Annotated in this window: 22 protein-coding genes; 13 read left to right on the plus strand and 9 right to left on the minus strand. The window is 70.9% G+C overall.

Annotated features, from left to right (window positions below; all coding sequences use genetic code 11):
- The first annotated feature begins 158 nt into the window (after positions 1 to 158).
- From ACZ6SF_RS04225 to ACZ6SF_RS04260, 8 genes are read left to right on the plus strand one after another with little or no spacing between them, the layout of a single operon-like run.
- A complete protein-coding gene (locus ACZ6SF_RS04225) occupies positions 159 to 1,766 on the plus strand; it encodes an ABC transporter substrate-binding protein (RefSeq protein WP_466060522.1) in 1,608 nt (535 codons plus the stop codon).
- A 5-nt stretch (positions 1,767 to 1,771) separates the two neighbouring features.
- Entirely contained in the window at positions 1,772 to 2,731 is a 960-nt protein-coding gene (locus ACZ6SF_RS04230; protein WP_466060523.1) for an ABC transporter permease, read from the plus strand.
- A complete protein-coding gene (locus tag ACZ6SF_RS04235) occupies positions 2,724 to 3,569 on the plus strand; it encodes an ABC transporter permease (RefSeq protein ID WP_466060524.1) in 846 nt (281 codons plus the stop codon). The genes ACZ6SF_RS04230 and ACZ6SF_RS04235 overlap by 8 nt, the downstream gene beginning before the upstream one ends.
- Positions 3,566 to 3,745 carry a hypothetical protein gene (locus ACZ6SF_RS04240; RefSeq protein WP_466060525.1) on the plus strand — a complete coding sequence of 60 codons (180 nt, stop codon included), beginning with the start codon at positions 3,566 to 3,568 and terminating at the stop codon, positions 3,743 to 3,745. Before ACZ6SF_RS04235 ends, ACZ6SF_RS04240 begins: the two co-directional genes overlap by 4 nt.
- Positions 3,742 to 5,400 carry a dipeptide ABC transporter ATP-binding protein gene (locus tag ACZ6SF_RS04245; RefSeq protein WP_466060526.1) on the plus strand — a complete coding sequence of 553 codons (1,659 nt, stop codon included), beginning with the start codon at positions 3,742 to 3,744 and terminating at the stop codon, positions 5,398 to 5,400. The genes ACZ6SF_RS04240 and ACZ6SF_RS04245 overlap by 4 nt, the downstream gene beginning before the upstream one ends.
- Positions 5,400 to 6,488 (plus strand): LLM class flavin-dependent oxidoreductase, encoded by a 1,089-nt coding sequence (locus tag ACZ6SF_RS04250; RefSeq protein ID WP_466060527.1) that lies wholly within the window; start codon positions 5,400 to 5,402, stop codon positions 6,486 to 6,488. Before ACZ6SF_RS04245 ends, ACZ6SF_RS04250 begins: the two co-directional genes overlap by 1 nt.
- A gap of 1 nt (position 6,489) precedes the next feature.
- Positions 6,490 to 7,854 (plus strand): NtaA/DmoA family FMN-dependent monooxygenase, encoded by a 1,365-nt coding sequence (locus tag ACZ6SF_RS04255; protein ID WP_466060528.1) that lies wholly within the window; start codon positions 6,490 to 6,492, stop codon positions 7,852 to 7,854.
- On the plus strand, positions 7,851 to 8,978 hold the full coding sequence (locus ACZ6SF_RS04260) for an LLM class flavin-dependent oxidoreductase (RefSeq protein WP_466060529.1): 1,128 nt from the start codon (positions 7,851 to 7,853) through the stop codon (positions 8,976 to 8,978). The genes ACZ6SF_RS04255 and ACZ6SF_RS04260 overlap by 4 nt, the downstream gene beginning before the upstream one ends.
- A gap of 65 nt (positions 8,979 to 9,043) precedes the next feature.
- On the opposite strand, the gene ACZ6SF_RS04265 is transcribed toward ACZ6SF_RS04260, so the two are convergent.
- The 7 genes from ACZ6SF_RS04265 to ACZ6SF_RS04295 are packed head-to-tail and all read right to left on the minus strand — an operon-like array spanning position 9,044 to position 15,824.
- A complete protein-coding gene (locus tag ACZ6SF_RS04265) occupies positions 9,044 to 10,390 on the minus strand; it encodes an LLM class flavin-dependent oxidoreductase (RefSeq protein WP_466060530.1) in 1,347 nt (448 codons plus the stop codon).
- Positions 10,387 to 11,157 carry an ABC transporter ATP-binding protein gene (locus ACZ6SF_RS04270; RefSeq protein WP_466060531.1) on the minus strand — a complete coding sequence of 257 codons (771 nt, stop codon included), beginning with the start codon at positions 11,155 to 11,157 and terminating at the stop codon, positions 10,387 to 10,389. The genes ACZ6SF_RS04265 and ACZ6SF_RS04270 overlap by 4 nt, the downstream gene beginning before the upstream one ends.
- Positions 11,133 to 11,978: an ABC transporter permease gene (locus tag ACZ6SF_RS04275; protein WP_466061333.1), complete on the minus strand. Its 846-nt coding sequence runs from the start codon at positions 11,976 to 11,978 to the stop codon at positions 11,133 to 11,135. The genes ACZ6SF_RS04270 and ACZ6SF_RS04275 overlap by 25 nt, the downstream gene beginning before the upstream one ends.
- 8 nt (positions 11,979 to 11,986) lie before the next feature.
- The gene (locus tag ACZ6SF_RS04280; protein WP_466060532.1) at positions 11,987 to 13,078 is read right to left on the minus strand and encodes an ABC transporter substrate-binding protein; all 1,092 of its coding nucleotides are present in this window, start codon (positions 13,076 to 13,078) and stop codon (positions 11,987 to 11,989) included.
- Between the two features lie 59 nt (positions 13,079 to 13,137).
- The gene (locus ACZ6SF_RS04285; RefSeq protein ID WP_466060533.1) at positions 13,138 to 15,030 is read right to left on the minus strand and encodes a glycosyltransferase; all 1,893 of its coding nucleotides are present in this window, start codon (positions 15,028 to 15,030) and stop codon (positions 13,138 to 13,140) included.
- Between the two features lies 1 nt (position 15,031).
- Complete coding sequence (locus ACZ6SF_RS04290; RefSeq protein WP_466060534.1) at positions 15,032 to 15,256, minus strand: hypothetical protein; 225 nt, start codon at positions 15,254 to 15,256, stop codon at positions 15,032 to 15,034.
- Positions 15,257 to 15,272: 16 nt separating this feature from the next.
- Complete coding sequence (locus ACZ6SF_RS04295) at positions 15,273 to 15,824, minus strand: MauE/DoxX family redox-associated membrane protein (protein WP_466060535.1); 552 nt, start codon at positions 15,822 to 15,824, stop codon at positions 15,273 to 15,275.
- A 363-nt stretch (positions 15,825 to 16,187) separates the two neighbouring features.
- Here ACZ6SF_RS04295 and ACZ6SF_RS04300 point away from each other — a divergent pair, with 363 nt between their 5' ends.
- The 3 genes from ACZ6SF_RS04300 to ACZ6SF_RS04310 all read left to right on the plus strand — a co-directional run bounded on the left by ACZ6SF_RS04300 (position 16,188) and on the right by ACZ6SF_RS04310 (position 18,374).
- Complete coding sequence (locus tag ACZ6SF_RS04300; protein ID WP_466060536.1) at positions 16,188 to 16,616, plus strand: DoxX family protein; 429 nt, start codon at positions 16,188 to 16,190, stop codon at positions 16,614 to 16,616.
- The gene (locus tag ACZ6SF_RS04305; protein WP_466060537.1) at positions 16,580 to 17,524 is read left to right on the plus strand and encodes a DUF5995 family protein; all 945 of its coding nucleotides are present in this window, start codon (positions 16,580 to 16,582) and stop codon (positions 17,522 to 17,524) included. Before ACZ6SF_RS04300 ends, ACZ6SF_RS04305 begins: the two co-directional genes overlap by 37 nt.
- Positions 17,525 to 17,618: 94 nt before the next feature.
- Entirely contained in the window at positions 17,619 to 18,374 is a 756-nt protein-coding gene (locus tag ACZ6SF_RS04310; protein ID WP_466060538.1) for a hypothetical protein, read from the plus strand.
- 37 nt (positions 18,375 to 18,411) lie between these two features.
- Here ACZ6SF_RS04310 and ACZ6SF_RS04315 read toward each other — a convergent pair whose 3' ends face one another.
- Positions 18,412 to 20,082: a nitric oxide reductase activation protein NorD gene (locus tag ACZ6SF_RS04315; RefSeq protein ID WP_466060539.1), complete on the minus strand. Its 1,671-nt coding sequence runs from the start codon at positions 20,080 to 20,082 to the stop codon at positions 18,412 to 18,414.
- A gap of 112 nt (positions 20,083 to 20,194) precedes the next feature.
- Here ACZ6SF_RS04315 and ACZ6SF_RS04320 point away from each other — a divergent pair, with 112 nt between their 5' ends.
- Both ACZ6SF_RS04320 and ACZ6SF_RS04325 read left to right on the plus strand, forming a co-directional pair.
- Positions 20,195 to 21,349 carry an acyl-CoA dehydrogenase family protein gene (locus ACZ6SF_RS04320; RefSeq protein WP_466060540.1) on the plus strand — a complete coding sequence of 385 codons (1,155 nt, stop codon included), beginning with the start codon at positions 20,195 to 20,197 and terminating at the stop codon, positions 21,347 to 21,349.
- Positions 21,346 to 22,491 (plus strand): acyl-CoA dehydrogenase family protein, encoded by a 1,146-nt coding sequence (locus ACZ6SF_RS04325; RefSeq protein ID WP_466060541.1) that lies wholly within the window; start codon positions 21,346 to 21,348, stop codon positions 22,489 to 22,491. The genes ACZ6SF_RS04320 and ACZ6SF_RS04325 overlap by 4 nt, the downstream gene beginning before the upstream one ends.
- A 51-nt stretch (positions 22,492 to 22,542) precedes the next feature.
- On the opposite strand, the gene ACZ6SF_RS04330 is transcribed toward ACZ6SF_RS04325, so the two are convergent.
- The gene (locus ACZ6SF_RS04330) at positions 22,543 to 23,802 is read right to left on the minus strand and encodes a cytochrome P450 (RefSeq protein WP_466060542.1); all 1,260 of its coding nucleotides are present in this window, start codon (positions 23,800 to 23,802) and stop codon (positions 22,543 to 22,545) included.
- Between the last annotated feature and the right edge of the window lie 17 nt (positions 23,803 to 23,819).

Below are 23,819 nucleotides of genomic sequence, written 5' to 3' on the forward strand. Positions count from 1 at the left end.
GTTTCCGCTGCGGCGGTATTGGATTCAGCGTGATCGAGACCGGCGACGGGTTCCCCGGGCCCTCCTAATGTCGTCCCTACCAGCCGGGTTTCGGCACGATCCCGCCCGGCCCGACGATGCCGCACCGGTTCACCGGGTGGCGCGATCCGGAGAGCTCGATGAGAAAACGCGTAGCCCTGTCCGGGGTGTTCGCCGTGCTGCTCACGCTGACGGCATGCGGCAACCAGGGACCGCAGGGCGGTGCGGCCGGCCCGCCGCAGCCCGGCGGCACGCTGCGCTACGGCCTGTCCCAAGCGCCCACCTGCGCCGATCCCGCCCAGGCGGGGACCAACCAGACGATCTACGTCGCACGCCAGGTGGTGGATTCGCTCACCGATCAGGATCCGGCCGATGGTGAGATCCGGCCCTGGCTGGCCGAGCGGTGGGAGGTGAGCCCGGACGCACGCACCTTCACCTTCCACCTGCGCGACGGCGTGACCTTCAGCGACGGCAGCGCGCTGACCGCGGATTCGGTGCGCACCACCTTCGATTCGATCGTGCACACGCTGGGCGGAGTGAAGGCGCCGCTGGGGGCGACCTATCTGGCGAACTACGCCGGCACCCGGGTCCTGGACCCGCATACCGCCCGGGTGGAATTCGCCGCGCCGAACGCCCAGTTCCTGCAGGCGACCTCCACACCTCAGCTCGGAATCCTGGGCGCGGTGACCACGGCGCGCACGGCCGAGCAGCGCTGCCTCGGCGAAGTGGTGGGCAGTGGTCCGTTCACCTATGCCGAGTACCGCCAGGGCGATAAGGCCACGCTGGCCAAACGAACCGGATACCGGTGGGGCTCGGCGGTCTTCGCGCATCAGGGCGAGGCCTATCTGGACCGTATCGAGTTCACGGTGATACCGGAATCCGGGGTGCGCACCGGCAGCCTGGTCTCGGGGCAGCTCGATACGATCAGCGACGCGCTGCCTCAGGACGCCCCGCAGATCGAGGCCACCGGCGGCCGGGTGGCGACCGCGTCGAATCCCGGGATCACCTTCGGGCTGCAACCCAATGTGACCCGGGGCCCGCTGCGTGACCGGGCGGTCCGGACAGCGCTGCTCACGGCCATCAACCGCCAGGAGCTCGTCGAGACCGTGCTGGGCCCGCAGTTCCGCACCGCCAGTAGCCCGCTCGCCCACACCACACCCGGGTACGCCGATCTCTCCGCCGATCTCGGGTTCGACCCGGAGCGGGCGAAACAGATCCTGGACCGGGCGGGCTGGGTGCCGGGTCCCGACGGAATCCGGGTGCGCGACGGCGCGCGGTTGTCCTTCGCGGTGCTGTTCAGCCAGGTGTTCGCGGGTAATCAGGCCGTTCTCGAACTGGTACAGCAGCAGGTGCGCGGCGTCGGTATCGATCTCCGGCTGGACCTGGTGAGCAACCAGGAGTACACGGCGCGGCAGAACGCCAAGGACTTCGACACGGTGTACTACAACAGCACCCGCGCCGACGGCGATATCCTGCGCACCGCGTTCGGGCTGGACGGCCGCAACCTCAATGCCCGCGGCCCGATTCCGGAACTCGACGGGGTGCTCACCGCCCAGCTGGCCGAAACCGACGGCCCGGCCCGGACCCGGCTGATCGGTACCGCGCAGCGGCTGCTGCTCAGCGAGGGACTGTGGGTTCCGACCATCGAACTCTCCCAGGCGATCGGCGTGGCGCCGGTGGCGCAGGGAGTGACATTCGAGGCCTCGGCGCGGCTGCAGTTCTTCGATACCTGGCTGAGCGGCAGGTGATATCGATGGCCCGCTACGTGTTGATCCGGGTCCTGCAGGCCGCGGGCGTGCTGTGGGCGGCGTTCACCGTGACCTTCGGGGTGCTGTATCTGCTCCCCGCGGACCCGGTGCAGCTCGCGGTGGATGCCACACCGGGGACTCCGGTCGACGCGGCGGCCGTGGCCGAACTCCAGGCGCGGTACGGCCTGGACCGGCCGGTATGGGAACAATATTGGACCGCGCTGAGCCATGCGGTGCGCGGAGATCTGGGCTATTCGCTGACCACCGGGCAGACCGTGGTCGCCGCGATCGGCGAAGCGGTGCCCTCGACGCTCGCGCTGGCGGGGACGACCCTGGCGCTGGCCGTCGTGTTCGGCGGCGGGCTGGCGCTGGCCGCGGCCTACACCGAACGCGGATGGCTGCGGGAACTGCTCACCGCGCTACCGCCGATCGGTACCGCCATGCCCACCTTCTGGGTGGGATTGATCCTGCTGCACCTGTTCTCGTTCCAGCTGCGACTGGTACCCGCGTTCGGCGGGACCGGCTTCGCCGGGACGATTCTGCCGGCGGTCACCCTGGCGATACCCGTGGGCGCGGTGATCGCGCAGGTGCTCCACAGCAATCTGGTCGATACCTGGCGGCAGCCGTTCGTCGCTGTCGCTTTCGCCAAGGGAGCCTCGCGGATGCGGGTGCAGTGGCGGCACGTCCTGCGCGCCGCGATCGGTCCGGCGCTGACCGTCGCGGGGGTCTGGGTGGGCACCGTGCTGGCCGGATCGGTGGTCGTGGAAACGGTTTTCGCGCGGGCGGGTATCGGGCGGCTGACCCAGACCTCGGTGCTGAACCAGGACATCCCGGTGGTCCAGGGCATCGTCGTTTTCGGCGCCGCGGTGTACGTGCTGGTGAACCTGCTGGTCGATCTGGTGTATCCGTTGCTGGACGCGCGGGTGACGGACGGCCCGCGCGGCAAGGCGGTCGTCTATGCCTGAGCCGAGCACGGTGCGGAAGCGGTTCGCGTTCCCGGCGCGATGGCGGACCGGCGCCGGTATCGCGGTGGCGGCCGGGGTGCTGGTGCTCGTCCTCGGATGGGCGGTGGCGCCCGGACTGTTCGCCGGGGGAGATCCACTCACCGGGGTACCGGCCGAGAAGTTCCGCGGGCCGGGGCCCGGGCATTGGTTCGGCACCGACAACCTGGGCCGCGACCTCTACACCCGGGTCGTGCACGCGGCGGCGCTGTCGCTGACCGCCACCGTGCTCGCGGTGGCCATCGGCCTGGTGGCCGGTTCGCTGATCGGCCTGCTCTCGGGCGCGGTGGGCGGACGCTTCGACAGCGCGGTCATGCGGTGTGTGGACGTGCTGCTGTCGATCCCGGAACTACTACTGGCGCTGGCCCTGGTGACGGTGCTCGGTTTCGGCACCGGCAATGTCGCGCTGGCGGTGGGAGTGGCGCTCATCGCGCGATTCACCCGGGTGATGCGGGCCGAGGTGCTGCGGGTACGCCGCGCGCCGTATGTGGAGGCCGCCTTCGCCTCCGGCGTGCGCTGGTACACCGTTCTGTTCCGGCATGTGCTGCGCAACGCCTACGCCCCGGTAGCGGCGCTGGCCGCCGTCGAGTTCGGGATGGCGGTGCTCGCGGTGTCCTCGCTGAGCTTCCTGGGTTACGGCGCGAGTCCACCCACCCCGGAGTGGGGATCGCTGATCTCCGACGGACGCAACTTTCTGGCCACCGCCTGGTGGCTGACCACCCTGCCCGGTCTAGTCATCATCGCGGTGGTACTGGCCACCCAGCGGCTCGGCCGGGTCCTCGCACAGGAGGGACTGCGGTGACAGTGGAGGAAGATCATGCCGGCCGGTTCGGCCGCCGGCCGCCGGCGGACCGGCATCGGGAGACCGCGGCCGCGGTGGTACACCGGCTCGGCCGGTTCCTGCGTACGGGCTGGTCGTTCCACAGCGAACTGGCCGGGCGGATGCCCGGACTGTTCCTCACGGGCGGGCAGCTGTGAGCGGATCGCCCGGCGGCCGGGGAACCGCCGAAGCCGGAGACGTTCTGCTGCGGGTCGACCGGCTCGGCGTCGAATACCGCGCCGGTGACACCGTGACCCCGGCCGTCGACGAGGTATCGCTGATCGTACGCACCGGGGAGACCGTCGCCGTCGTCGGTGAATCCGGTTCGGGGAAATCCACCCTCGCGCACGCGATCATCGGCCTGCTCGGTGCGGGCGGTGAGATCACCGCGGGCGGTATCGAATTCGCGGGGGAGCGGATCGACGGCCTCCCTGCGAAGGCCTGGCGGCGGATCCGCGGCGCCGGGATCGGGCTGGTGCCGCAGGATCCGGCGATCTCGCTGAACCCGGTGCTGCGGGTGGGGGATCAGGTGGCCGAGACCCTGCGCATCCACGGCCGCGCCGACCGGCGCACGGCCGGGGCCGAGGCGGTCCGGATCCTGACCGACGCCGGTCTGGACCGGCCGGAACTGCGGGCCCGGCAGTTCCCGCAGGACCTCTCCGGAGGCCAGCGGCAGCGAGTGCTCATCGGTATCGCGCTGGCCTGCGGTCCCCGGCTGATCATCGCCGACGAACCGACCAGCGCTCTCGATGTCACCGTCCAGCGCCGGATCCTCGACCACCTCGCCGGGCGTACGGCAGCGGCCGGTACCGCGGTCCTGCTGATCACGCACGACCTCGCGGTGGCGGCCGACCGCGCGGACCGGATCGTGGTGATGCACCGCGGCCGGATCGTGGAAACCGGTACGGCCGAGGAAGTGTTCACCCGGCCGCGCCACGATTACACCCGCCGCCTGCTGGCGGCGGTACCCACGACCCACGGTCCGGCGCGCCCCGCGCGATCGCCCGGCACGCCCGCGCCGCTGCTCTCGGCCCGGGGGCTGTCCAAGAGCTTCCGCATCACCCGCGGTACGACCCTGGCGGCGGTATCCGATGTCTCGGTCACCGTGCGGCGCGGCGAGACCCTCGCGCTCGTCGGGGAATCCGGGTCCGGTAAATCGACCACGGCCCGGATGATCGCCCGGCTGGAGCGTCCCGACCGCGGCAGCGTCGAATTCGACGGCACCGATATCGCCACCCTGCGCAGCGCGCGGTTACGGGAGTGGCGGCGGCGCATCCAGATCGTGTACCAGAATCCCTACGCCTCACTGAACCCCAAGCTGAGCGTCGAGGCCATCGTCGCCGAACCGCTGCGGGCCTTCGGCCTGGAAGACCGGGCGGGCCGTCGCGCCCGGGTCGCCGAACTGCTGGACCAGGTGGCGTTACCGCCGGACAGCGCGGCGCGCCGGCCGGCGGAACTGTCCGGCGGCCAGCGGCAGCGGGTGGCGATCGCGCGCGCCCTGGCCCTGCGCCCGGAACTGGTGGTCCTCGACGAACCGGTGTCGGCGCTGGATGTCTCGGTGCAGACCCAGATCCTCGGGTTGCTCGACGAGCTGCAAACCGAACTGGCGCTGAGCTATCTGCTCATCTCCCACGACCTCGCCGTCGTCCGCGGCGCCAGTGACCGGGTCGCGGTCATGCGGGCCGGGCGAATCGTCGAAACCGGCCGGACGGCGGAGATCTTCGAGGCGCCCCGGCACGAGTACACCCGGGAACTGCTGCTGGCCGTGCCCGGTGCCGCGGGCCGGCACCGGCCGAGCGAGAGGACCGCGTGATGCCGCACGCGTCGCCCCTGCTGACCGCCGTGGAACTGGCCGGTACCGGTGCGCACCCCGCGTCCTGGCGGCGCGCCGATTCCCGGGCCGAGGAGTTGTTCACCGCGGCGTACTGGGTGGATCTCGTGGTCGCCGCCGAACGGGCCGGCCTGGAGCTGGCCTTCCTGCCCGATTCCTTCGCACTGCAGGCCGAGGGGGTGCGGGGCCGGCCGGAAGCGGCCGGTATCGCGGCCCGGGTCGCTCCGGCCACCGGGCGGATCGGGCTGATCCCGCAGATCCCGGTCACCCATACCGAACCGTTCCATGTGTCCAAGGCGGTCGCCTCGCTGGACTACGCGAGTTCCGGCCGCGCCGGTTGGGAGGTGACCGTCTCGCCCGGCGCGGAGCAGGCACGATTGTTCGGCCGCAAATCCGAACAGCCGGAGGGGTCGCTGTGGCACGAGGCCGGTGAGGCGATCGAGGTGGTCACCCGGCTGTGGGACAGCTGGGAGGACGACGCCGAGATCCGCGACGCACCGACGGGCCGGTTCATCGACCGCGACAAACTGCACTACATCGATTTCGCGGGCGACAATTTCGCGGTGAAGGGCCCGTCCATCACACCTCGGCCGCCGCAGGGGCAGCCATTGATCGCGGTACGCGCCGCCGGCGCCGACGCCACCCGGATCGCGGTGCGGTACGCCGATCTGATCCGTATCCGCGCCGATGACCTGACCTCGGCGGCCGAAACCCGCGCGGCACTGCGGACCGCCGCTGCCGCCGCGGGCCGGGATCCCGATCTGATCCGTGTGCTGCTCGATCTCGAGGTGCATATCGCGGTGACGGCGAAGGTCGCGGCGGACGAGATCGCGCAGCTGGAACAGTGGACCACCACCCCGGACACCGGCGGCGTGCGGCATATCGGGACCTCCGATTCCCTGCATGCCCTGCTCGATACCGCGTACCGGCAGGGGGCGGCCGACGGGGTGGTCCTGCGTCCCCTGGCGCTGCCCGTCTTCCTGGAACGGATCTCCGGACCGCTCACCACCCTGCGCGGTCGACTGGGGTTGCCGCGTCCCCACAACCGGTATGCGACCGAACGGGTATGACATGGCGAAATCGACAGTAGGCAGACAGGTTCACCTCGCCGCCCATTTCCCGGGCGTCAACAACACCACGGTCTGGAACGACCCCGAGTCCGGGAGTCAGATCGCTTTCGATTCGTTCGTGCATCTGGCCCGTACGGCCGAACGCGGGTTGTTCGATTTCTTCTTCCTCGCCGAGGGACTCCGGCTGCGCGAACACCGCGGCCGGATCCACGACCTCGACGTGGTCGGGCGGCCCGACACCTTCACCGTGCTCAACGCGCTGGCGGGGGTCACCACCCGGCTCGGGCTGGCGGGCACCATCAACACCACCTACAACGAACCGTTCGAACTGGCGCGCCAATTCGCCACGCTGGATCATCTGTCCGGCGGCCGGGCCGCCTGGAACGCGGTGACCTCCTCGGACGCGTTCACCGGGGAGAACTTCCGCCGCGGCGGCTACCTTCCGCATGCCCAGCGCTATACGCGGGCCGCCGAGGTGGTCACCGCGACCCGCGCCCTGTGGGACAGCTGGCCCGACGACACCCTGGTCGTAAACCGGGAGCGCGGGGTGTTCAGCGGTCCGATCCCGGAATTCCGCCACTCGGGTGAACAATTCGATATCGCGGGCCGCTCTGTGCTGCCGCGCAGCCCGCAGGGCTATCCGGTGCAGATCCAGGCGGGCGACTCCGAGGAGGGCCGGGAATTCGGCGCCGCCACGGCCGACGCGATCTTCAGCCGGCACGGCGAACTCGAAGCGGGGCAGCGCTTCTACACCGATATGAAGAACCGGCTCGCCCGCTACGGCCGCACCCGCGACGATCTGCTCATCCTCCCGGCGGCGACCTTCGTCCTCGGCGACAACCGCGCCGACGCCGAGGAACGCGCCCGGCATATCCGCCTGCAGCAGGTCGGGCCGCAGACCGCGATCGCGTTCCTCGAACAGGTGTGGGGCCGCGACCTGTCCGGTTACGACCCCGACGGGCCGCTACCCGATCTGGACCCCGTGGACGACGCGAACATCACCCGCGGCCGGGTGCGGCATGCCAAGGATCCGCTCGCGGTGGCCCGGGAGTGGCGGGAGCGGGCGCAGGCGCGGAAGCTCAGCATCCGCGAGCTGATCATCGAGGTCACCGCCCGCCAGCAGTTCGTCGGCTCGCCCGCCGAGGTCGCCGCCGATATCGACCACTACGTCCAGCAGGACGCGGCCGACGGATTCATCCTCGTACCGCATCTCACCCCGCACGGACTAGACGAATTCGTGGACGAGGTGATTCCGGAACTCCAGGAGCGCGGTAGCTTCCGCACCGAGTACACCGGCGCCACCCTGCGCGAACATCTCGGCCTGCGGCATCCCCATCGGACCGGAGAACAGGTGAAGGCATCATGACCATACCGCTGTCCGTACTGGATCTGTCCCCGATCAGCACCGGATCGGATGCCCGGCAGGCGATCCGCAACACCGTCGATCTCGCCCGCCGGGCCGAGGCGTGGGGATACCGGCGGTTCTGGGTCGCCGAACACCATTTCGTGGCGGTGGCCTCCTCGTCGCCCACCGAACTCATCGCGCTCATCGCCGCCGCCACCGAGACGATCCGGGTGGGATCGGCCGCGGTCCAGGCCGGATTCCGGACCTCGGCGTCGGTGGTGGAGGCGTTCGGCACGGTCGACGCACTGTATCCGGGCCGGCTCGATCTCGGGCTGGGCCGGTCTGCGCACCGGATTCCACCCGCCGGTGCCACACCGCCACCGGCCGCGCCGGCCCGGACGACCGTGGTCCGTGACGGTGTGGTGGTGCCGCCGCCGTTCTCGCCGGGGCAGATCCGCGATCCCCGCCGGCTCACGGCCTCGCTGGAAGCGCTACGGCTTCCGGGCGCCGAACCGCTGGACTACGGCCGGCAGGTCGCGGAGATCCGCGCACTGCTCGACGGCACCTACACCACCTCCGACGGAATACACCTGCGGGCGGTCCCGGGGGAGGGTGCGGATGTACAGCTGTGGCTGTTCGGTAGCAGCGGAGGTGAGAGCGCGCAGCTGGCGGGCCGGCTCGGTCTGCCGTTCGTCGCGAACTATCACGTCTCACCGGGAACGGTGCTGGAAACCGTCGAGGCCTATCGCGCCGCGTTCCGGCCGTCGGCACGGTTCCCGCGGCCCTACCTGGTGGTCTCCGCGGACGTCGTGGTCGCCGAGGACGAGGCCCGGGCCCGTCACCTCGCCTCCACCTACGGGCACTGGGTGGCCAGTATTCGCAGCGGGGCCGGGGCCGCCGAGTTCCTGGACCCCGCGACCGCCCCGCCGCTCACCGACGACCAGCGGCACCTGGTGGACGACCGGTTGCGCACCCAATTCGTCGGAACCCCGGGCACGGTGGCCGCGCGGCTGTCCGCGTTGCGGGATCTGACGGGAGCCGACGAATTGGTGGTCACCAGTGTGACCCACCGGCACGAGGATCGGCTCACCTCGCACCGGCTGCTCGCCCGGGAATGGGGGCTGTCCGGGGCGCGGGCGGCCTGACCCGGCTACGGGAAACGGGAGGGCCGCCCTGTCGGGTCCGCCCCCCGTTTCCCGGATATCGCCCGTCAGACGATGGCGGGGGCGGGTGCGAATCGGCTCGCCGGGGTGGGCAGGCCGAAATGATCGCGCAACGTGGTGCCGGTGTACTCGGTGCGGAACAGGCCGCGCTGCCGCAGGATCGGGACCACGGTCTCGGTGAAGATCTCCAGTCCGCCCGGATAGTAGGGCGGCATCACATTGAAACCGTCGGCCGCGCCCGACCGGAACCATTCCTCGAGAGTGTCGGCGACCTGCTCGGGTGCGCCGGCGAATACGCGGTGCCCGCGGGCGCCGGCCAACCGGTGCAGCAGACCGCGCAGCGTCGGGTGTTCGCGGCGGACGATACCCGCGACGACCTGGCGACGGCTCGCCGCGTTATCGGTCACATCGCCGGCGTCGGCGAACAGTTCCACCGGCACGGGCTCGTCCAGCGGCAGCCGCCGCAGAGATTCCCCGGCGAGCGATTCCAGCTGTCCGAGACCGTATTCGGGCACGGTGAGCTCGTTGAACTCCCGCTCCAGCCGCTTGGCGTCGGCTTCGGTGCCGGCGATGAACGGGCTGATCCCGGGCAGGATCTTCACCTGTTCGGGGGCGCGGCCGAATTCGCGGGCCCGCCGCTTGATATCGGTGTAGAAGGCCTGGGCGTCGGCGAGTTGCTGATGCGCGGTGAAGATCGCCTCGGCATAGCGGCCCGCGAACGCGCGGCCGTCGTTGGAAGCCCCGGCCTGGACGAGTACCGGATGGCCCTGCGGAGTACGGGCCGCGTTGAACGGGCCCCGGACCCGCAGATACTCACCGGCGAAATGGATGGGATGGATCTTGTCCGGATCCGCGTAGCGGCCCGCCTCGCGATCGAGCAGGATCGCGTCGTCCTCCCAGCTGTCCCAGAGCGCGGTGACCGCGTCGACGAATTCGCGTGCGCGGGCATAGCGTTCGGCGTGATCGGGATGCCGGTCGAGCCCGAAATTGGCGGCGGCCAGATCGGTTCCGGTGGTCACGATATTCCAGCCTGCCCGGCCACCGGAGATATGGTCGAGCGAGGAGAACAGCCGGGCCAGGTTGTAGGGCTCGTAGTAGGTGGTCGAGGCGGTCGCGATCAGGCCCAGATGCGTTGTCGCCGCGGCGATGGCGGTGAGCAGGGTGATCGGCTCCAGTCCGGGAGCGGCGTTGTAGGCGACATTGGTGCGCAGCGCCGGTCCGTCGGCGAAGAACACCGCGTCGAAGGTGGCGGCCTCCGCGGTGCGGGCGATCTCCTGGAAGTAGGTGACATCGTAGATGCGGTCGGGACGGCTGGCGGGATGCCGCCACGCCGCTTCGTGATGGCCGGCCGGATAGATGAAAGCGTTCAGGCTGAGCCGGCGGGGTTCACTCATCGAGAGGTGTCCTCGTACTGGTTTCGGTCGGTGTCCACACCGAGCGCGGTCAGGAGTCGTTCGCGGTGGCCGAGGAAGGCGGGATCGCCGTGCCGGCGCGGCCGGGCCTGTTCGATGTCGATATCGACCGCGATACGGCCTTCGTCGAGCACCAGGACGCGGTCGGCCAGGAGCACGGCCTCGTCGACGTCATGGGTCACCAGCAGCACCGCGGGCCGGTGCCGGGCGCACAGATCCTGCAGCAGCCGGTGCATCCGGATCCGGGTGAGCGCGTCGAGCGCCCCGAAGGGCTCGTCGGCGAGCAGCAGCGCCGGTTCCCGGACCAGTGATCGCGCCAGGGCCACCCGCTGCTGTTCACCGCCCGACAATTCCCGGGGCCAGGCCCGCTCCCGGCCGGCCAGGCCCACTTCCTCCAGTGCCTCGCGGCCGCGCCGGGCGGCGCCGGGCCCGGTGAGCCCGAGGGTGACGTTGTCCAGGACCCTGATCCACGGCAGCAGCCGGGAGTCCTGGAACACCACCGCCCGCTCGCGCGGCACGGCGATCTCACCGGCGCCGGCGATATCGCGGTCGAGCTCGGCCAGGGCCCGCAGCAGTGTGCTCTTCCCCGACCCGCTGCGCCCGAGCAGGGCGACGAACTCGCCCCGGGCGATATCGAGATCGACTCCGTCCAGCACCGTCCGCGTATCGAAGGACCGGGTGAGGCCACGCACGTGGACGGTGAGTCCGGTCTCCGCGGGTGCGGTCAGTCCGCGAGTGTCTGGCGCCATGACAGCGCTCTCCTCTCCAGCGTCCGGACGGCCAGGTCGCCGAACAGTCCCAGTAGTCCGTAGATCACGAGCCCGACCACGATCACGTCGATCTGCCCGTAGGTGCGCGCCTGGGTCATCAGGTAGCCGATGCCGCTGGTGGCGTTGACCTGCTCGACCACGACCAGCGCCAGCCACGAGATGGTGACCGCCAGCCGCAGGCCGGTGAAGAAGCCCGGTAGCGAACCGGGCAGCGCGATCCGGCGGATGAAACCCCAGCGCGACAGGCCCACCGTCTGCGCGAGCTCCACGTAGCGGGCGTCGACACCGCGTAACTGCGCATGGGTGTTGATGTACACCGGCACCAGGACGGCAGCGGTGATGACGATGAGCTTCATCTCCTCGCCGATGCCGAACCACACGATGAACAGTGGGATCAGGGCCAGCGTCGGAATGGACCGTTTGATCTGCACCGGCCCGTCGACCACCGCCTCGCCGATCCGGCTCAGACCGGAGACCAGGGCGAGCGCCACACCGATCGAGACGCCCAGCGCCAGGCCGATCGCGGCGCGCTGCAGCGAGGTGAGCAGATTGGACTGCAGGGTTCCCTCGGCCGCCAGGTCCGAGGCCGTGCGCAGTACATCCCAGGGCGCCGGCAGTGTTTCGGGATCGAGGGCGCCGGAGACGGAGCCGAGGACCCACGCCAGGACCAGCAGGGCCGGCCCGATCGCGAAACCGAACGGAATCGGCCGCCCGGGGCCCAGCCGTACGGGCCGGCGGGCGGGACCGGAGGTCGCGGGCCGGGACCGGGTATCGGATCGGGTCCCGGCCGGGATATCGATGGTCGCCACTAGCGTTTCTCCTGTTGTTCGAACCGGGCGCCGGCCGCGGTGACGGCCTGCGTGATCACCTCGTCGAAACGCAGATCGAATCCGTCGGCGGCGTCGATATCGCGGGGCAGCTCACCGGCCGCGTCGATCACGTCGATCGTGGCCTGCTGCTGATCGATCAGCTGCTGATTCAGATGGGGGAAGGTGAATTCGCCGAGGGAATCCACGATCCGCCCGGCGTCCTCGGCGCTGAGCTTCTGGTTCTCGATGTAGTAGAGACGGGCCCATTCGTCGCGATGGGCGTTGGTCCAGTGGAACGCCCGCACGAATGCTCCGACCAGGGCGCGCAGCGCGGCGGCCTTGGCGGGTTCGGCCGTGGCCTCACGGCGCGCGTAGAGATAGCCGAGCCCGAAGTAGATGCCCTCGGTCTTCGCGGCCGGGATCACCGTGGCGCCCGGGGTCCGGAGGAAGCGGGTCAGCCGCGGTTCGTTCAGCGGCGCGATATCCACCTGACCGGTCCGGACGGCGTCGTTGAAATCCGAGAGCTGCAACCGCACCAGTTCCACATCGCCGGTGGTGAGCCCGGCCAGGTCCAGGGCGCGCAGGACGGCCGCCTGCTGTGCGGTGCCCTCCGCGTAGGCGATCTTCTTACCCCGTAGATCGGCGACCGAGGTCGCGGTGACACCCGGGGCGACGGCGAGCTGGATACCGTCGGGATCGGTCTGGTAGGCGGCCACGATCGGCACATCCTGCTTCGCGGCCAGGGCATGGATCGGCGGGACGTCACCGACCGGCGCCACATCGGCCGCGCCGGCGCGGAACGCCTCCAGGATCTCCGGTCCACCGATGAAGTTGGCGAACTCCACCCGGAACGGCAGCTTCTCCAGCTCGCCGGAGGCCCGCAGCGCGGTCTGGAATCGCTCCTGCTGGTCGGCGACCACCAGGGTGGTGCCCGGGGGAACCTCGGTGGGCAGGGGTGTGTCGAGGGATACCGTGCCCGGGTCGTCGCCGGCCGCGCACCCGGTCAGCGTGACCCCCACCGTCGCGACGGCGAGGACCATCGCGACGGTTCGGTCACGGAGACGCGTGGCGAGGCAACGAAACTGAGGCATTCCCGCATTGAATCAACGCCGCGGGCACCCCGGAATGATTAAAGCGAAGGCGATTCGAATTACCGGGCGGACCGGCCCTCGCGATGACGGCCGGCCGTCCGGGTCCGGCCCACCGCATCGGCCCGGAACGCCTCGAGCAGCGCGATCTTGGCATCGGTGGGCTGGCCCGCGGCGTGGACGACGAAATCGCCCGGACGATGCTCGTTCCAGAAACTGTTCATCGCCCGTTTCGCCACCACCTTGACCCGGAGTTCGGGCTGCAGGGCGATCGCGCGGGTCATCGCGGTCTGCTCGTAGAACAGGGCCGATACCTCGTGCCGCCAGGTACTGCGCAGCAGCTGGATACCGCGGGCGTTGTTGCGCAACAGGAAACTGCCCGAGTTCAGCCCGAGTTCGTCGTGGGTGACGATCAGGTCGTAGTCGTCGTCGCACAGATCACGCAGATCCACATCGAAATTCGTGATGGCGGCGTCGGCGTCGGTCCAGAAGATCCAGTCGTGCTCGCTCAGATGCCGTTGTACGGCGGGAATCTTCGACCAGTGCGGCGCCCGGGCGGAGGTGAAGACCCCGGCATATCCGTAGAACGCGAAACCGTGACGGGCGCAGTAGGCGTATTTGTCCTCCGCGTGCGGGCGGGCCCAGTGCGCGATATCCGGTGTCCACAACGTCACGACTCCGATCGGCGCGGAGCGGTCCTGCAGACTCCACACCGGCGGGTCACCCGCGCGCAGGGTGCGCTCGCGGGCGAGAACCGGCGGCTCGGGAAGGGCCGGGACCGGGCGCACCCGCCCCGTCCGCGCCGCCGCGCCACCGGATCGCAGCGCGCGCCGGGTACGGCGGTGTTCCTCGATGACCGCCAGCACATCGGGCCCGCAACGCCGGATATCGCGATGCTCACGGACCCAGCGCGCCGCCGCGCGGCCCATATCCACCGCCTCCAGCCGGTGCCCGGCCACCCAGCGCAGGCGGGCGGCGATATCGCCGGTGTCCGGAACGGCGACGGCGCCGTGCGACGTCTCCCCGTAGGGATGCCGGTACGGGCGCCAGGTCGCCGGTTCGACGGGGAGAACCAGGTCGGCGGCCTCGCGGCAGAGATCGGCGTGCCCCTCGGAATCGGTGGCGATCACCGGCAGACCGGTGGACATGGCCTCGAGCGCGACGGTCGGGGACCCCTCGTTGCCCAGGGCCAGTACGACATCGGCCGTGTCGTACCACCGCGCGTCACCGCGGGTCCGCCCGGTCACCGTTTCGATATGGATCCGCGGGTCGGCGGCGGTATGGCAGTCCGGCCAGCCGCGCCACGATTTGATCATCAGCCGCGCGGCGGGATCACCGCGGAAGGCTTCCTGCCAGGCGGCGATCCCCTCACGGTAGTTCGCCGACTGCGGCTCCATCATGCCCACCATCAGGGTGGTGAGCCCCCGGCGTACCGGGCGTTCCCGCAGCGTATGGATCCGCGTATCCACTCCGGCCGCGACGATGTGCACGGGCACGGTGACCCCGCAGGAACGGAAGACCTCGGCGACATAGCGGCTCGGCACGATCACGGCTCGGGCCCGGTCGAGTTGCCGCACCCAGTGTTCGGGGATCCGGGAGCTCTCGCAGGTGGTCCGGATGAACAGGTCGGTGCCCCGCAGACAGTCCGGCTCGGGCGCGCCGGGCCATCCGCAGAAGAGCACCGGGCCGTCCACGCGGGCCGAGGACTTCTCCGCCAGGGCCAGGAACTGCGCGGAACAGCCGGCGGGTTCCGGATCGAGCGGCGCCACGTTCACCCGGGCGCCCGCCTCGTGCAGACCCAGCGCCAGATATTCGTTGGCGGCCGGCCGGCCACCGTCGGCGGCGAACTCGCCGACGATCGTCACCGGCGCGATACCGAAGCGCCGGCGCGGATTCGGCGCGTGCCGGGCGGCGCGGTGCGAGGTCCCGGCCCGGCCGTCGTGAATGCGGGTCACGCTACCCGGCCCCGTAACCGTAAGGGGCCGAGCCGTATCCGTACGTGTCGTACCCGTACACCTGGTAGCCGTAGGTGGCGTCACCGTGGGTCCGCGATCCGTCGCCGCGATCCGGCCGGCCGGGCCGGGGGGCCTGCGCGCGGGCGAATTCCGGGAACACCGCGGTGGCGAGCGCGGCGAGCGCGCCCGCCCCGGAATAGCGGAACATGGTGCGGCGAGTGAACATAGAACCTCCCTTTCGCTCAGGCGGTGGCAGCGAGCCGTGGGCGCTGCCGCCGCGCGCGGTGGACGACGGTGATCGCGACCGTGGTCACCGATATCGCGGTCACCGCGGCCGTCTGGAGCCATACCTCCCGGGCGCCGAGCGCCGGAGCGGTCGTTCCGCGGAGTCCGGTGACGACGACGGCGACGAGGAACAGGGCGTTGCGCAGTACGGCGTAGCGGGACAGCAGCGGCCGGAGCCGGTGCAAGCTGCCGCCGGTGAGAGTGCGCCCGCGTACCCGGGCGACCACCGGGGCGGCGACGACCGCCGCGAGCACGGTACCCGCGGCGATCGTCGCGGCGATGCCGAACGCACCTGCCAGCAGGAGTATTCCGGCCAGGAGCGTGAACGCGGGAATCGGCAGCGCGACCGGTCGCACCAGCCGGGCGGGGATCAGCTGGTATGCGGCGAACCAGATCTCACGCCGGGCGGCGGTGGAATTGAGCATCGCCAGACCCCAGGCGATCAGCACACCACCCACGACCAACCGGGTTCCCCACTCGAATACGGTCCAGGACACCGGCAGAACCATGACGACTCCTTCGGAACGGGTCTACCCGACCAGGTGACGGATCCGTCGGGCCTGCCGGGAACCACCGGCCTCACCCGTGACGTCCGCTGTGGCACTGCGCTTTCGCACTCCGTTTTATAGGGTCGGGCAGTTGTTCCGCAAACCGGCCCCGTGCTCCCGGGCTCGGTGCCGAAGTACGCAGGTCCGGGGATTTCCGGTGTTCGGCCCGGTCGGTCCGGCGTGTTGCCCTGGGCGATGGCCGGGAGAACCGGCAATGATGTGGCATCCGTTTCCGCCCGGCCGGACCGGGACGGCCGGAAGTCCCGGGCGACACGACCGCCGCCGCGCCGGAAGTGTCCCGGCGCCGCGGGTACGCTGCCGCCTATGGCCAGTGCCGACAGCACCGCACCACCGCCGCCGCCACCCACCACGCGTCTCCGCACCGCCGCCCGGCTGCTGCTCGCCGCCGCGCTGATCTTCGCGGGGGCGAGCCACCTGTTCTGGGCCCGGAAGGATTTCCGGGCCCAGGTACCCGACTGGGTGCCACTGGACAAGGACGGCGTGGTCATGGCATCGGGCGGGGTGGAGATCATGCTCGGTGCGGGACTGGCGGTGCTCACCCGGGACCGGGTGCGGCTCGGCCGGATCACCGCGCTGTTCTTCGTCGCCGTATTCCCCGGCAATATCGCCCAGTGGCGCGGGAAGCGGTCGGCCTTCCGGCTCGACACCGATGAGCTGCGGTTCGCGCGGCTGCTGTTCCAGCCGCTGCTGGTGCTGTGGGCATTGTGGTCGACAGCGACTCCGCGGCGCTGAGGTCACGCGCGCGCCGGTGGTCGTACGCCGGCGTCGCGGCCGGTCTGTTGTGTGCCGTCTGCGCGGTGACCGCCCCGGCGCCGGCGACCGCCGCGGAACCCGGTAGTGCGTGCGGCGCCCCGATACCGGCCGAATCCGCCGCCGAGATCGCTGCCCTGTCCGATACCTCGGCGCTGGCCGACGAGGCTTCCGGGCCGGCCGCGCAGCGGCTCGAACGCGCTGTCGAACGGAATCGGCGGATCACCGAGATCCTGGTCGGATACCGCGACCGGCGCGGGCTGTTCGCCGTGGGGCTCGACGCCGTCGAATACGCGGCGGTGATGCCGCTGCAGCGCGATCCGGCCGCGTTCGACAACCCCGAATGGGCGCATCGCGTCAGTCTCGACCTCCTGCTGCGGTACCTGCGCAATGTGCACGCCGAATTCACTGGTGCGCCGGTGGCGCCGCACTGGGACCACTATTTCCGGCTCGCCCGGCAGTGTGAGCTGTCCCCGGCCCGGGTGGCGATGGCGGGCTACAACGCCCATCTCACGATCGACCTCTCGGAATCGGTGGCTGCGACCCGTGCCGTCCCGGCCGATGCCGGGGATCATTTCCGCATCGTGGACGCCATCGCGAGTCACGGTTTCCTGATCGTCGATATCACCGACGCGGTATACGGGGCGGACCTCGGCCCGCTGTGGCGGTTCTACTTCCTCGGCGAGGGTCTGGACGCCGTACTCGGCGCCGGGGTGGCCTCCGGTCCGCTGTTGCGGCTGGCCGACGCGGGCGCCAACGTGATCATCTTCGCCAACGGGCTCGCACTGCAGGACCCCGCCGCGGCGCCCGCGGTACGCGCGGAGATGGACGCGCTGTGGCGCGGTGCCGAGGTGGCGTTCGAGGTCCTCGCCGCACACGGAGGGCTGTAGCCGCCGGTCCACTCCCCGACAGGCCGGGCACTCGCTGCTGTTCGCGCGCGGAAAAGTGGGTATATCGCGGCTGCCGACGGTGAGAGGAGAGGCCGTGAGCTACCGGACCGTGATGGCGGCGACACTGGTCGCCGCGGCCTGCAGTGGGGTGGTCGGGGTGCCGGCGGTGGCCGGCCCGGGATCCGGGCCGGGGGCGGTGGTCGTCCCGGCCGAGAGCGTGCCGGACCGGACGGCGATCGCGCTGCGCGGTCCGGGCGGTACCCGGTGGGAAACCGCGAACGCGGACGAATCGCGCAGCGCGCTGTCGATGTCCAAGCTGTACCTGGCCGATTACGCCCTGCGTCACGGGGACGGTTCCGCCGCGGATCGGGCCTGCGCCGAGCGGATGATCCGGGTATCCGACGATGCCGCCGCCGACGCGATCGCCGGCAAGTACCCGGAGGCGATCGCCGCCGTCGCCGCCGAGTACGGCCTGGACCGGACCGCGCCCGGTCCGGGATGGCAGATGTCGACAACCAGTAGCGCCGACCTCGCCGATTTCCTCGCGGCGAAACAGTCCACCGACCCCGGTTCGCCCATTCTGCAGTGGATGGCCACGGCCCCGCCGACCGCCGCCGACGGGACCGCCCAGAACTGGGGTACCGCGACCCTGCCCGGCGTCCGCGGCACCAAATGGGGCTGGTCGGATCTGCCGCCGCCGGAGGTTGCCTCGGCGTCGTTCGGCCCGGGTTTCACCGTCGCGGCGCATACGCGCGGTAGCCCGGACGATCAGACCGCCGACGTGCTGGGGGCGTTGCGGGAGGTGTTCCAGCGGGTGGGCGGTCCCACCGTCCGGGTCGCGGGACGGTAGGCCGCCGGATTCGGCGCCGGGTCCACCGCCCGCGGGATCACCGCCGGCCGCCCCCGGCGGCGAAGGCCCGGCGGAACAGGGGGCCGACGACCCCGGCGAGATGGTCGCTGCCGGGCACCGTGACGTGCGCCGCGGCGCCGAAGACCGCCGCCAGCTCGGCGTCACCGGTGGGCGCGCCGATGGTCAGGCAGACGCAGCCGATCCCGTCGGCCCGCGCTTCGGTCAGCGCCCGGTGCGCGTCGGCGGCGCCGTAGCCGCGTTCGTAGCCGTGGTCGTAGGCCAGCCCGTCGGACAGTACGAGCAACACCCGCCGTGCCGTCCCGCCGTCGCTGCGCAGTACCGAGGCACCGTGCCGGATGGCCGCGCCCAGCCGCGAATACGCCCCCGGTTCCAGGCCCTGCAGGCGTTGTCGCGCGCGCAGCGCGAAGGGTTCGTCGAATCGTTTGACCGGTAGGAGATGGACCGCCGCGCGGCCCTGGGAACGGAAACCGTAGAGGGCGACGCGGTCGCCGAGTTCGTGCAGGGTGGCGGTCAGCGCCGCGGCGGCGGCCCACTGGTGGTCGTGGACGGAGCGCCCGTCGCCGCCGGGTTCGGCGGCCGAACCCGAGATATCCAGCAGAATCAGCACGGACAGGTCACGCCGGTGGCGCGGGGAGTCGAGGTAGACGGCGTCCTCCGGCGCCGATCCGGCGTGGATCTGCACCCGGGACGCCACGACCGCGTCGATATCGAGATCGTCGCCTCGTGGCTGTCTGCGCACCTGTGCGGGGGCGGTGCCGAGCCGGGCGAGCGGGCGCCGCAGACCCGGACGGTCCCAGTGCGGTAGCCGTGCGTCCGGACCCGGATCGGGTTCGGTTTCCGAGACGGTGCACCACCGCTGCCGGTAACGCCGCCGATGGATATCCCATTCGGGGTAGAGATGCGTCCCGGGCCGGTGATCCTCCGGGCGGGCGCCGCCGGCCGGGGGAGTCGCGCTCGAGGTCACCGCCCCCGCACCGCGCGTCCGCGGCCGGCCACGGTACCCGGCGGATTCGGCGCCGGGCGGACCGGTGCGGCCACCGTCGCGGCCCGCGCCCAGCAGCCGGCGCAGCAGGCCACCGAGGAATCCACCGCCGCCGATCGGACTGGAGAACGGGTCGGGGAGATCGTCGCCGGGGCCGGTCTCGTCGAGTTCCGCCGGCTCGCCCGATGCCCGGGCGGAACGCGGGCGATGACTTCCACCGGCGAGTGGTGCGGACGGATCGTCGCGGCGGACCGAACCGGCGCGAAGCACTCCGAAGAACGGCGGCGCGTCGGGCAACCGGGCGCCTCCGCGGGCGACGGCCAGCGATTCGGCGGCACAGCCGGACAGCGCGGCGACCTCGCGATCGATCGGTTCCAGGAGGTCGGGAGGCAGGACGGCCGCATGGGCCAGGAGCGCGCGGTGCCCTTCGACCGTGAGATACCGGCCGGCCGGTCCCGGTTTGCGGCCGAGCGCGCGCAGCACGGACGGGTCGAGACCGCCCGCGCCGATCAGGCAGGAATGCACTGCCAGCGACCACCGCCGGTCCCGCCGCGACGCGGTGGGGTCCAGGTAGACGTATCGGCCGTCGGTCCAGCTCGGCTCGCCCGGTGCGGTGCTCGCGACCCCGATCGCCCGGCCGGCCAGGGCGCGGGCCAGCAGGCCGAGCCCCGCCGAGTCGTCCGTCTCGTCTGCGCAGTCGCTCACGAATACTCCCGCCGTCCGGCCGCGGTCCGCGGTGGATACGCGTTGACCAAATATCTGTTCCACGATAGGGTTCGTACCCGCACTGGTCAACGCGGTCGCCGGCTGGAGAACCATGGATTTCTCGTATCCACCCGATTCCGAACGCTTCCGGGCCGGACTCCGGTCCTGGCTCGCGGCGAATATGACCCCCGAGGTGGTCGACAGCGGTTCCCGTCGCGGCACCGACGACACCGCGTTCGAGACCCTCCGGAAATGGAACGCGACCATGGCCGACGCCGGCTGGGGCGCGGTGGCCTGGCCCGCCCGCTACGGCGGCCGCGGCGCGACGGTTCTCGAACAACTCGTCTACGCCGAGGAGACCACCCGGGCCCGGGTCCCGATGCCGCTCAACGTGATCGGCATCAACAATATCGCTCCCGCGATCATGCGCTACGGCACGGACGACCAGAAGGACCGGTTCCTGCGGCGGATGGTGCGCGCCGACGATATCTGGTGCCAGGGTATGTCCGAGCCGGAGGCCGGATCGGATCTGGCCGCGCTGCGTACCAGGGCGGTCCCCGACGGGGACGATTTCGTCATCGACGGGCAGAAGGTCTGGACCTCGCTGGGCCACCGCGCCGACTGGTGCCAGCTCTACACGCGCACCGATCCGCAGGCGCCGAAACATCGCGGCATCACCTGCTTCCTGGTGGATATGACGCTCCCCGGTATCGAGGCCCGGCCACTGGTGACCCTGACCGGTGAGGCCGATTTCGCCGAGATCTTCTTCGACCGTGTCCGCGTCCCGGCCGCGGCGATGCTGGGCCCGCGCGACGGCGGATGGCAGGTGGCCACCACGACGCTGTCCCATGAGCGGGCCGGCGCCGCGCGGCTCTACGCCGAACAGCAGGTCCTGCTCGCCGATCTCGTGGCGGCCCTGGCCGCGGTGCACAAAATGGGCCGCCCGATCCTGGAGGACCCCGTCACCCGGTGCCGGCTGGGTGGCCTGTCGGTGCGGATCACCTACCTGGAAATGCTGTGCCGCCGCGCCATTTCCGCCGAGTTGCACGGCGGCGACTCGACCGCCACGGCCAGTCTCGCGAAAACGGTCTGGGGCGAGATCGGCCAGGAGCTCGCCGCGACCGCCTACGACCTCCTCGGTGACGACGCGGACCCCCGGTGGAGCCGCCATCGCCTCGCGACGCGGTCGCTGACGATCGCGGGCGGCACCACGCAGATCAACAAGAACGTCACCGCCGGCCGAGTGTTGGGACTGCCACGGTCATGAATCTCGAACCCACCGAAGAACTCACCGCCCTACGCGACGCCCTCCGGGCCTTCCTCGCCAGGGACGCGAGCGTCTCGGGCCATCTGCGACCACTCCTGGACGATCCGCGCGGCACCACCGACGCGGTCTGGCAGGGGCTGGCCCGGCTGGGGGTCACCGGTGCGCTGGTGCCCGAACAGTACGGCGGCGCCGGGGTACCGCTGGCCGATACGGCCGTGATACTCGAAGAACTGGGCGCCGCGCTGTATTCGGGCCCGTGGCTGTCGACCGCGGTGGCCGCGCCGCGCGCGCTGATCCGGTTCGGCGCCGGGGAATCCGCCGCCGGCCTGTTCCGTGGCATCGCCGCCGGATCGGTGATCGCTACCGTGGGCCCGCTCGACCCCGCCCAGCGGCGACCCCGGGTGGACACCGATACCGCCGGGGCGCCGGTGCTGCGCGGAAGGCTGGAAGCCGTACCGGACGCCTGTGCGGCCGATGTACTGCTGGTGTTCGCGGAGGACCCGGACGGGACCGGGCCGCGGGAGTCCGGTGCGGACGGGATCGGACTGTACGCGGTGCGGACCACCGACCCCGCCGTCACCGTGTGCGCGCGGCCGGCCGTGGACATCACCCGCCGCTGCTTCGACGTCGAGCTCGCCGGCGCTCCCGCGGTGCCGCTGGCGGCCGGTGGTCTCCGTGATCTCGAATCGGTGCGCGACGATGTGCTCGCGGCGCGCGCCACCGACGCGGTGGGCGCGGCGCGCGCCGTCACCGATCTGGTCGTCGACTACGCGAAAGCGCGGCACCAGTTCGGCCGTCCGATCGGGTCGTTCCAGGCCGTCCAGCACCTGTGCGTGGATATGTTCGAAATCGTCGAACTGGCGCACGGCGGCGCCCTGTACGCACTGTGGGCCGCCGACAGCGCCGACGCCCGGTCCCGATCCGGTGCGGTCCTGCATGCCAAGGCGTACTCGGGATGCCTGGCATCGGTGGGCGACCGGGCGATCCAGGTGCTCGGCGGTATCGGCTACACCAGTGCGCACGATGCCCATCTGTACCTGCGCCGGTTGCTGGGCTGGAGTGCCTATCTCGGAGGACCCGACCAGTATCTCGAACAGGTGGGGGAGCGCCTCGTGGCCGAATACTCCGCGAGTGCGCCATAGCCCGCGGCCCGGATGCGGGAGCCGAGCCCGGACTCGGCTCCCGCATCCGGGTCACAGCACCGGATCGAATTCCACGTGTAGCGCCGACAGTCCCCGCATGACGAACGTCGGCTCGTAGTCGTATCGGCGCGCGCCCGCTTTCCCGTGCCGGGTCTCGTCGATCCGGAGCCCGGCCATCCGGTCGAGCAGCCGGTTGATCGAAATCCGTGCCTCGGCGCGGGCGAGCGGGGCGCCGGGGCAGCTGTGGGCGCCCCGGCCGAACGCGATGTGCTCGCGGGCGTTGCGACGGTCCACGTCGAGCCGTTCCGGGTGCGGGAACTTCCGCGGATCGCGGTTGCTCGCACCGGGCAGCAGCATCACCGTCGTACCCGCTCCGATCGGGCACCCGGAGATCTCGGTGCTCGTCCGTGCCATCCGGAAATGGCTTTTGACCGGGCTCTCCAGCCGCAGTGTCTCCTCGAGGAAGGCCGGGACGAGATGGCGCTCGGCCCGCACCTGCTCCTGGATATCCGGGTACTCGGCGAGATTGCGCACCGCCGCGCTGAGCAGTTTGGTCGTCGTCTCCTGGCCCGCCGCGAACAGGAAGGTGGCGAGTTTGACGACTTCCTCGACCGTCGGCACCGCGCTGTCGGCGTACCGGGCCCGGGCGAGCGCGGTGAGGACGTCGGCACGCGGCTGCTCGCGCCGCGCGGTGATGTAGCCACGGAATTTCTCGTCCAGCCACTCCAGCGGGTTGTGCGCGAGTTCGCCGTCGAGTTCGCCGACGAGCTGATCGCCGAGTACGGCGCGGAACTCGCGATGGTCGGCCTCGGGCACGCCGAGCAGATCGGCGATGACGAGCATGGAGAACGGTTTCGCGTACCCCGAGAGGAATTCGGCCCGCCCGTCGCGCAGGAAGGTGTCGATCTGCTCGTCGGCGAGTTTCCACATGAAATCTTCGTTCTCGCTCAACCGCTTCGGGGTGAGCAGCGTGCTCAGCAGTCCCCGGGTGCGGAGGTGCCGGTCGGCGTCCATGGTGACCACGTGTTCGGCCATCGGGATTCCGTCACGATGTTCTTCGATCAGGTCGGTGATGTCGTCACCCTCCGGCGTGAACGGCAGCGGTGCGAACGGGCCCACCACCGCGTTGCAGGAGGAGAACGCGGTATCGCGGTACGCCGCCAGGGCCTCCGCGTATCCCGTGATCGTGACCACGCCGCCCGGCCCGTCCGGGAGTACCGGCGCGCGATCGCGGAGATAGTCGAAATAGCCGTAGGGATCGGGAATCAGCGAGGCGTCGGTGAAATAATCGACCGACTCGAATTCGGACATGGGTCCTCCTGAGATCT

The organism is Nocardia sp. NPDC049935, from assembly GCF_055586645.1.